The sequence below is a fragment of the Skermanella sp. genome, from assembly GCF_059503625.1.
Window position 1 is genome coordinate 1 of the sequence record NZ_JCACHA010000938.1, and the last position, 7,109, is coordinate 7,109.

5 protein-coding genes are annotated in these 7,109 nt (G+C 66.0%); 3 read left to right on the plus strand and 2 right to left on the minus strand.

Annotated elements, in window-relative coordinates; translation table 11 throughout:
- Positions 1-22: 22 nt before the first annotated feature.
- Positions 23-1,060: an ATP-binding protein gene (locus tag AC5JJ6_RS34215; protein ID WP_496046323.1), complete on the plus strand. Its 1,038-nt coding sequence runs from the start codon at positions 23-25 to the stop codon at positions 1,058-1,060.
- A gap of 131 nt (positions 1,061-1,191) precedes the next feature.
- Complete coding sequence (locus tag AC5JJ6_RS34220; protein WP_496046324.1) at positions 1,192-2,514, plus strand: c-type cytochrome; 1,323 nt, start codon at positions 1,192-1,194, stop codon at positions 2,512-2,514.
- 40 nt (positions 2,515-2,554) lie between these two features.
- Here AC5JJ6_RS34220 and typA read toward each other — a convergent pair whose 3' ends face one another.
- The gene (gene typA / locus AC5JJ6_RS34225; protein ID WP_044432296.1) at positions 2,555-4,387 is read right to left on the minus strand and encodes a translational GTPase TypA; all 1,833 of its coding nucleotides are present in this window, start codon (positions 4,385-4,387) and stop codon (positions 2,555-2,557) included.
- A gap of 258 nt (positions 4,388-4,645) precedes the next feature.
- Between typA and AC5JJ6_RS34230 the strand changes: the two genes are divergently transcribed.
- Positions 4,646-6,625: an autotransporter assembly complex protein TamA gene (locus AC5JJ6_RS34230; protein ID WP_496046325.1), complete on the plus strand. Its 1,980-nt coding sequence runs from the start codon at positions 4,646-4,648 to the stop codon at positions 6,623-6,625.
- Between the two features lie 16 nt (positions 6,626-6,641).
- Here the strand turns inward: AC5JJ6_RS34230 and AC5JJ6_RS34235 are convergent.
- Positions 6,642-7,109, minus strand: a 468-nt coding sequence (locus tag AC5JJ6_RS34235) for an ABC transporter permease (protein WP_496046326.1), incomplete at its 5' end; no start/stop codon positions are given.

Below are 7,109 nucleotides of genomic sequence, written 5' to 3' on the forward strand. Positions count from 1 at the left end.
CCGGGAGATCGCCGATGCGACCATGCAGGCGGTGGAGCGAAGCTCGAAGCTGGTGCGCCAACTCATGGCCTTCTCCCGCCGCCAGCAGTTGGACCCTCAGCCGGTCGATGTGCGTGACCTCGTGGCCGGGATGGGCGACCTGTTGCAGAAGGCGGTCGGCGACGGCGTGCGCATCGAGGTGGAGATTGACCGCAGCGTGGATCCCATCATGGTCGATCCCACCCAGACTGAGCTGGCCGTCCTGAACCTCGCCATCAACGCCCGCGATGCGATGAACAGGAATGGGAAGATCACCATCGCCGCCCGCAATGTGGACGTGATGCAGACTGAAGACGGCAAACTCAAGCCGGGAGGCTATGTCGTCCTGTCAGTCACCGATACCGGCTGCGGCATGCCTGCGGATGTCCTTGAGCAAGCCTTCGACCCGTTCTTCACGACCAAGGAAAGCGATAAGGGCACTGGCTTGGGGCTGAGCATGGTGCATGGCTTCGCCAACCAGTCCGGCGGCGGCGCCGAAATTGAAAGCGAGCCTGGGCGCGGGACGATCGTGAAATTGTACCTGCCCAAGTCCAATGCCGCGCCGAAGAGCGAGCGGTGCTTGCCTGGGGCGGTGTCTACCGCTGGCGGCGGTGAGACGATCCTATTGGTGGACGACGAGGCGTTGGGCCGCATGGGGATTGCCATGGCGCTCCGGGAGATCGGCTATGAAGTCCAAGAGGCGCGCAACGGCGAGGAAGCGCTTGCCTTGCTTGGGCAAGAGGGGCCGGTGCATCTGCTGATCACTGACTACGCCATGCCGGGGATGTTCGGGACGGATCTCGTCGAGGAAGCCCGCCGTGCCGACCCGGACCTGAAGGCGATCATCATCACCGGGCATGCCGCCTTCTCGTTCAATGAGACGGCGTGCGGCGTGTCGGCAATCATCCTCAAGCCGTTCCGCATGGAGGAACTGGCGGAGCGTATCAGAATCGTCCTCGCTCCCGAAGAGATACGCACTAATATCATTGCGTTCGAGCCACCGGGCGGCCCCAACGCCCGTACGCACGGACCCCTACACTGATGACGGAACAGGTTGAGGCCAACAACCTAAAAGTAAATTATCCGGTGAGGGATCGTATCGGAACCATTAGTGTCGCAGCCGACATTTGTTGATTGTGGTTTGTCGCGCTGAACAAAAATGGAGTTGGGATAATGCCGCTTCCAGTTTTGTCTGTTCTTCGTTTCCTGATCGGCATTGCAATACTTCTTGTCGCCGTATTCCAGGCTCAGGCGCAGTTGATCGGCCATGGCGGCGTGGTCAAGGGCGTTGCGCTTTCGAGCGATGGTCAGCGGGTGGCGAGTGCCGGGTTCGATTACTCGGTGATGCTCTGGGACCTGAAGGCGGGGGCTGCGGTTTCGCTGATGCATGGGCATGAGGCGGCGGTCAATGCGGTGGCTTTCACGCCGGATGGCTTGCGCGTTGTCAGCGGTGGAGATGACGGCAAGGTTCTGCTGTGGCGGCTGGGGCGGGCGGTGCCGGAGCGGATCATGGAGGGGCATAAGGGGCGCGTTGCCGCCGTGGCCGTGGCTCCCGATGGGCGGGTGGCTGCTTCGGCGGCCTGGGACCGGACGATCCGGTTGTGGGACCTGGAGACGGGGAAGCAGGTTGCGGAACTGACGGGGCATGCCGGCAATGTCAACGCGGTGGCGTTTACGCTGGATGGATCACGGGTGGTCAGTGCGGGGGAGGATGGCACCGTTCGGGTTTGGGAGCGGGCGGACGGGCGGGAAGTTGAGATTTTTGGCGGCGGGTTACCGGTCAATGCGCTCGTGCTGACTCCCGATGGTAAGCGCGTGGTTACGGGCGGCATCGATGGGCGGGTGCGGGTCTGGGACCTGAAGGCGGGTGTTGAGGTCTCGCCGGCGCTGGAGGGTAGCGATCCGGCGCCGGTGCTCGGCGTCGCGGTGTCACCGGACGGAAGCGCCGTCGCCTCGGCGGGGGTGAATGGGGCCGTCGTGGTCTCGGCGCTGGGGGACGGGTGGGTGCTTCATACCCTGGCGGGGCATCGCGGGCCGGTCTGGGGGCTGGCGTTCACTCCCGATGGCAAGCGGCTGCTGACGGCGGGGGGAGACGGCGCTATCCGGATCTGGGATACGGCGACCGGAGCCGAGGTCCGGAGCGCAGGGGCGGCGCAGGTCGCCAATGCTTCCGACATGCCGAAGGGGGAGCGCGGGGCGGAGCTGTTCCGGCGGTGCGGGGCTTGCCATACGGTGACGCCGGACGGCGGCAACAAGGCGGGGCCGACGCTGTACGGGCTGTTCGGGCGGAAGATCGGGACCGTGCCGGGGTATCCGTACTCGGCGGCGCTCAAGGGCGGGGATATCGTCTGGACGGCGGAGACGGTCGGCGAGCTGTTCCGGCTGGGGCCTGACGTCGTCACGCCGGGGACCAAGATGCCGGTCCAGACCATCGGCAACGATGCCGAGCGGGAAGAACTGATCCGCTGGCTCCAAAAAGTAACCGCGCCCCACTGAGTGGGACGCGGCGCTTTAACGAACGTCGGGTAGATCGAGCTTAGCTGGCTTCGGCCTGCTTCGAGGCGCGCTTGCGCTCGTTGGGGTCGAGGTGCTTCTTGCGGAGCCGGATCGACTTCGGCGTCACTTCCAGCAACTCGTCGTCGGCGATGTAGGACATCGCCTTTTCCAGCGTCATCACGATCGGGTTGGTCAGGCGCACCGCTTCATCCTTGCCGGCGGCGCGGATGTTGGTGAGCTGCTTGCCCTTGAGGACGTTGACTTCCAGGTCGTTGCCGCGGGTGTGCTCGCCGATGATCATGCCCTGATAGACCGGAACGCCGGGATCGATCATCATCGGGCCACGGTCTTCCAGGTTCCAAAGCGCGTAGGCAACAGCCATGCCGTCGCCGTTGGAGATCAGGACGCCGGTGTGACGCGACGCGATGGCGCCCTTGTACGGGGCATAGCCGTGGAACAGGCGGTTCATCAGGCCGGTGCCGCGCGTGTCGGTCATGAACTCGCTCTGGTAGCCGATCAGGCCACGCGAGGGCACATGGAACACCAGGCGCGACTTGCCGGCACCCGAGGGCTTCATCTCGATCAGGTCGCCCTTGCGCTCGGAGACCTTCTGGACGACGCTGCCCGAGAACTCCTCGTCCACGTCGATCACGACTTCCTCGATCGGCTCCAGGCGCTGGCCGGTGACCGGGTCGTTCTGATACAGCACGCGCGGACGGGAGATCGACAGCTCGAACCCTTCGCGGCGCATCGTCTCGATCAGGATGCCGAGCTGAAGTTCGCCACGGCCGGCGACTTCGAACGCATCGGCGCCGTCCGTTTCGGAGACCTTGAGGGCGACGTTGCCTTCGACTTCGCGGAACAGCCGGTCGCGGATCATGCGGCTGGTGACCTTGTCGCCTTCGCGGCCGGCCAGCGGGCTGTCGTTGACCGAGAAGGTCATCGCCAGCGTCGGCGGATCGATCGGCTGGGCCGGCAGGGCGGTATCGACGGCGGGGTCGCAGATGGTGTCGGCGACGGTGGTCTTGGTCAGGCCCGCGATGGCGACGATGTCGCCGGCCTGCGCCTCGTCCACACCGACCCGCTCCAGGCCGCGGAAGGCCAGCAGCTTGGAGATGCGGCCCGTCTCGATCACCTTGCCGTCACGCGACAGCGACTTGATCTGCATGTTGGCGCGGGCGGTGCCGGTCTCGATCCGGCCGGTCAGGATGCGGCCCAGATAGGGGTTGGCTTCCAGCGTCGTCACCAGCATCGTGAAGTTCGCGTCGTCCTTGTTGGCGGCGACCTTCGGCGGCGGGACATGGCGGCGGACCAGCTCGAACAGCGGCTTCATGTCGACGCGCTCGGCTTCTAGGCTCTCCGCCGCCCAGCCGTTGCGGCCGGATGCGAACAGGGTCGGGAAGTCGAGCTGCTCGTCGGTCGCTTCCAGCGACGCGAACAGGTCGAACACCTCGTCATGGACTTCGTGGGCGCGGGCGTCCGGACGGTCGACCTTGTTGATCACGACGATGGGACGCAGGCCGAGCTTGAGCGCCTTGCCGACCACGAACTTGGTCTGGGGCAGGGGGCCTTCGGCCGCATCGACCAGCACCACGACGCCGTCGACCATGCTCAGGATACGCTCGACCTCGCCGCCGAAATCGGCGTGGCCCGGGGTGTCGACGATGTTGATCCGGGTGCCGTCCCAAAGGACCGACGTGCACTTGGCGAGGATGGTGATGCCGCGCTCACGTTCCAGGTCGTTGCTGTCCATCGCCCGTTCGGCGACCTGCTGGTTTTCGCGAAAGGAACCGGACTGGCGAAGCAGCACGTCGACCAGTGTGGTCTTGCCATGGTCGACGTGTGCGATGATAGCGATATTCCGCAGATCCATACCGAACTTCTCTGATGTCCCGGGTTGAGCCGCGGCGTACCGCGGGCAAACAAAAACGCCCGGATAAACACGTTGACGATGAATCCACGATTCATCTCAGTGCCCGGGTCATGTTGCGGCGCAGTATACAGTTTGCGCCTCAAACTACAAGTGGAACCGGTGCGACATGGACGCCCGGCGGGTATTCCCGTCAAGCATTGCCATTGCGTTCCGATCCGCTTAGCCCAAGTGGGGAGCGGGTTCGGGGTTTTCAAGTGAATGACGCTCGAAAGCTCGGCAACGGGGGTTGCCAGGGGGAACCTCGTCCGTCACCACTACGTTTGCCACGCACCGCCCGAACGGAGACGACCCCTGACTTCCGGCCACCGCACCAGTTCATTCCGCCCGATCCGCTCGCGCGCCCATACCCGGACCGGGTTCCGGGGGCGTCTTCGTCTTTCCTGCGGCGTGGCGGGGCTGGCGGCGCTGCTCGCAGTCGGCGGTTTGGTCTCCCTGCCCGTCTCGGCGCAGCAGACGCCGTACGAGGTCACGCTTACCGGCGTCGAGGACGATTCTCTCCGCGACCTGCTTCAGGGGACGGCCACCCTGTTCCGCCTGAACGAGCAGCCGCCGCCCAGTCCGATAGGATTGCGCCGGCGGGCCGACGCCGACCGGGAACGCCTGCTGACGGCGCTCCGATCGGTCGGGTTCTACGACGGCAAGGTGGAGATAGAGGTCGATACCACGGTCGAGCCGGCCAAGGTGAACGTCAAGGTGGAGACCGGACCGGCCTATACCTTCGACCGGATCACGGTGGCGGGAGCCGGCGGCGTGGCGCTGGAGGGCGCCCCGATCACGGCGGCCGATCTCGGCATCCTGGTTGGGGAAACCGCGCTGGCGGCCAAGGTGGTCGATGCCGAGGGCAGAGCCACCAACCGGCTTTCCGAGCGGGGCTTCGCCTTCGCCCACATCGCCGAGCGCAAGGCCGTGGTCGATCACGAGACCCGGACCATGGACGTCACCTATATCATCGATCCGGGTCCGCTGACCCGGTACGGCGACATCTCGGTCCAGGGGCTGGATCAGGTGACCGAGCAACTGGTGCGCAACCGCATCCCCTGGAAGCCGGGGGAGGAATACCGCCCGGCCGAGATCGAGGACGCGCGGTCGTCGATCTCCGGCCTGGGCGCCTTCTCGTCGGTGCGGGTCGGGTTGGACCGGGAACCGGGGCCGGACGGCGTGACGCCGGTGACCATCACGGTCGCGGAACGGCCGCGCCGGGCGATCGGCGCCGGGTTCAGCTATTCGACCGAGGACGGTTTCGGCACCAATGTCTACTGGCAGCACCGCAACCTGTTCGGCGGCGCCGAGCAGTTCAGAGTATCGGCCACGCTGGCGCGGATCGGCGAGAACGATCCGACCGATATCGAAGCGAGATTGAACGCCAATTTCCGCAAACCGGATTTCTTGACGCTCAACCAGTCGCTGATCCTGGACGCGACCCTGCTGCGCGAGCGGCCGGACGCCTACGACCGGGACGCCATCGTGCTGTCCGCCCTGCTGGAGCGGAAGCTGTCCGATGCCTTGACGGTGTCGGGCGGCGTGTCGCTGGAGCAGTCCAGCGTCACCGACAACCTGGGCGGCACGACCGACAGCACGCTGTTCGGCATTCCCCTGCATGTCAGCTACGACGGCACCGACGATCTGCTGAACCCGACCAGGGGGTTCCGCACCGACCTGCTGGTGACGCCCTATAAGCAGATCGGCGGCGAGGGCTCGATCTTCTCCATCGCGCGGCTGACCAACAGCGCCTATTACGACTTCATCGGCGACGGGCGGTTCGTGGCGGCGGGGCGGTTCTCGCTGGGCAGCGTCTTCGGGTCGAGCACGGCGGCCATCCCGGCGGACAAGAGGTTCTATGCCGGGGGCGGCGGATCGATCCGGGGCTACGGCTATCAGGACGTCGGGCCGCTGGACTCGGAAGGCGAGCCGACCGGAGGCCGCAGCCTGATCGAGGTCGGGGCGGAGATGCGGATCAAGGTGACCGACACCATCGGCATCGTGCCCTTCATCGACGGCGGCAACGTCTACGATTCCCCGACGCTGGATTTTTCGGAAGAGCTGCGCTGGGGTGCGGGCATCGGCGCGCGCTACTACACCGCGTTCGGGCCGCTGCGGGTCGACGTCGCGGTGCCGCTGAACAAGCGGCCGACCGACTCGAGCTGGCAGCTCTATATCAGTATCGGGCAGGCGTTCTAAGCGGGATGTTCGGGCGCTACTCCCCCGTCTGGAGCAGCGCGCCGCGCCGGCGGGCGACGTTGAAGAAGTGCAGGAAGACGCCGGCGGCAGCGGCCATGTAGGCGATGTTGAGGCCGGTCGCCCAGGCCAGGTGGTCCCAGCGGACGGCGTTCTCGAACAGCAGCGCCCGCATGCCTTCGAAGACATGGGCGGATGGCAGCGTCCAGGCCACCGCCTGGAGCCAGCCGGGCAGCACCGATACCGGGTAGTAGACGGCGCTGACGGGGGCGAGCAGGAAGACGGCGACCCAGGCGAGGCTTTCGGCGCCCAGGCCGTGGCGCAGGATCAGGGCCACGATCAGCAGGCCCAGCCACCAGCCCATGACGATCAGGTTGGCGAAGAAGGCCGCCAGCGGCAGCCCCATGTCGAAGATCGAGTAGCCGAACACGGGTATCGCCAGCAGGGCCGCCGGGATCGTCCCCATCAGCGTCCGGATCAGGCTCAT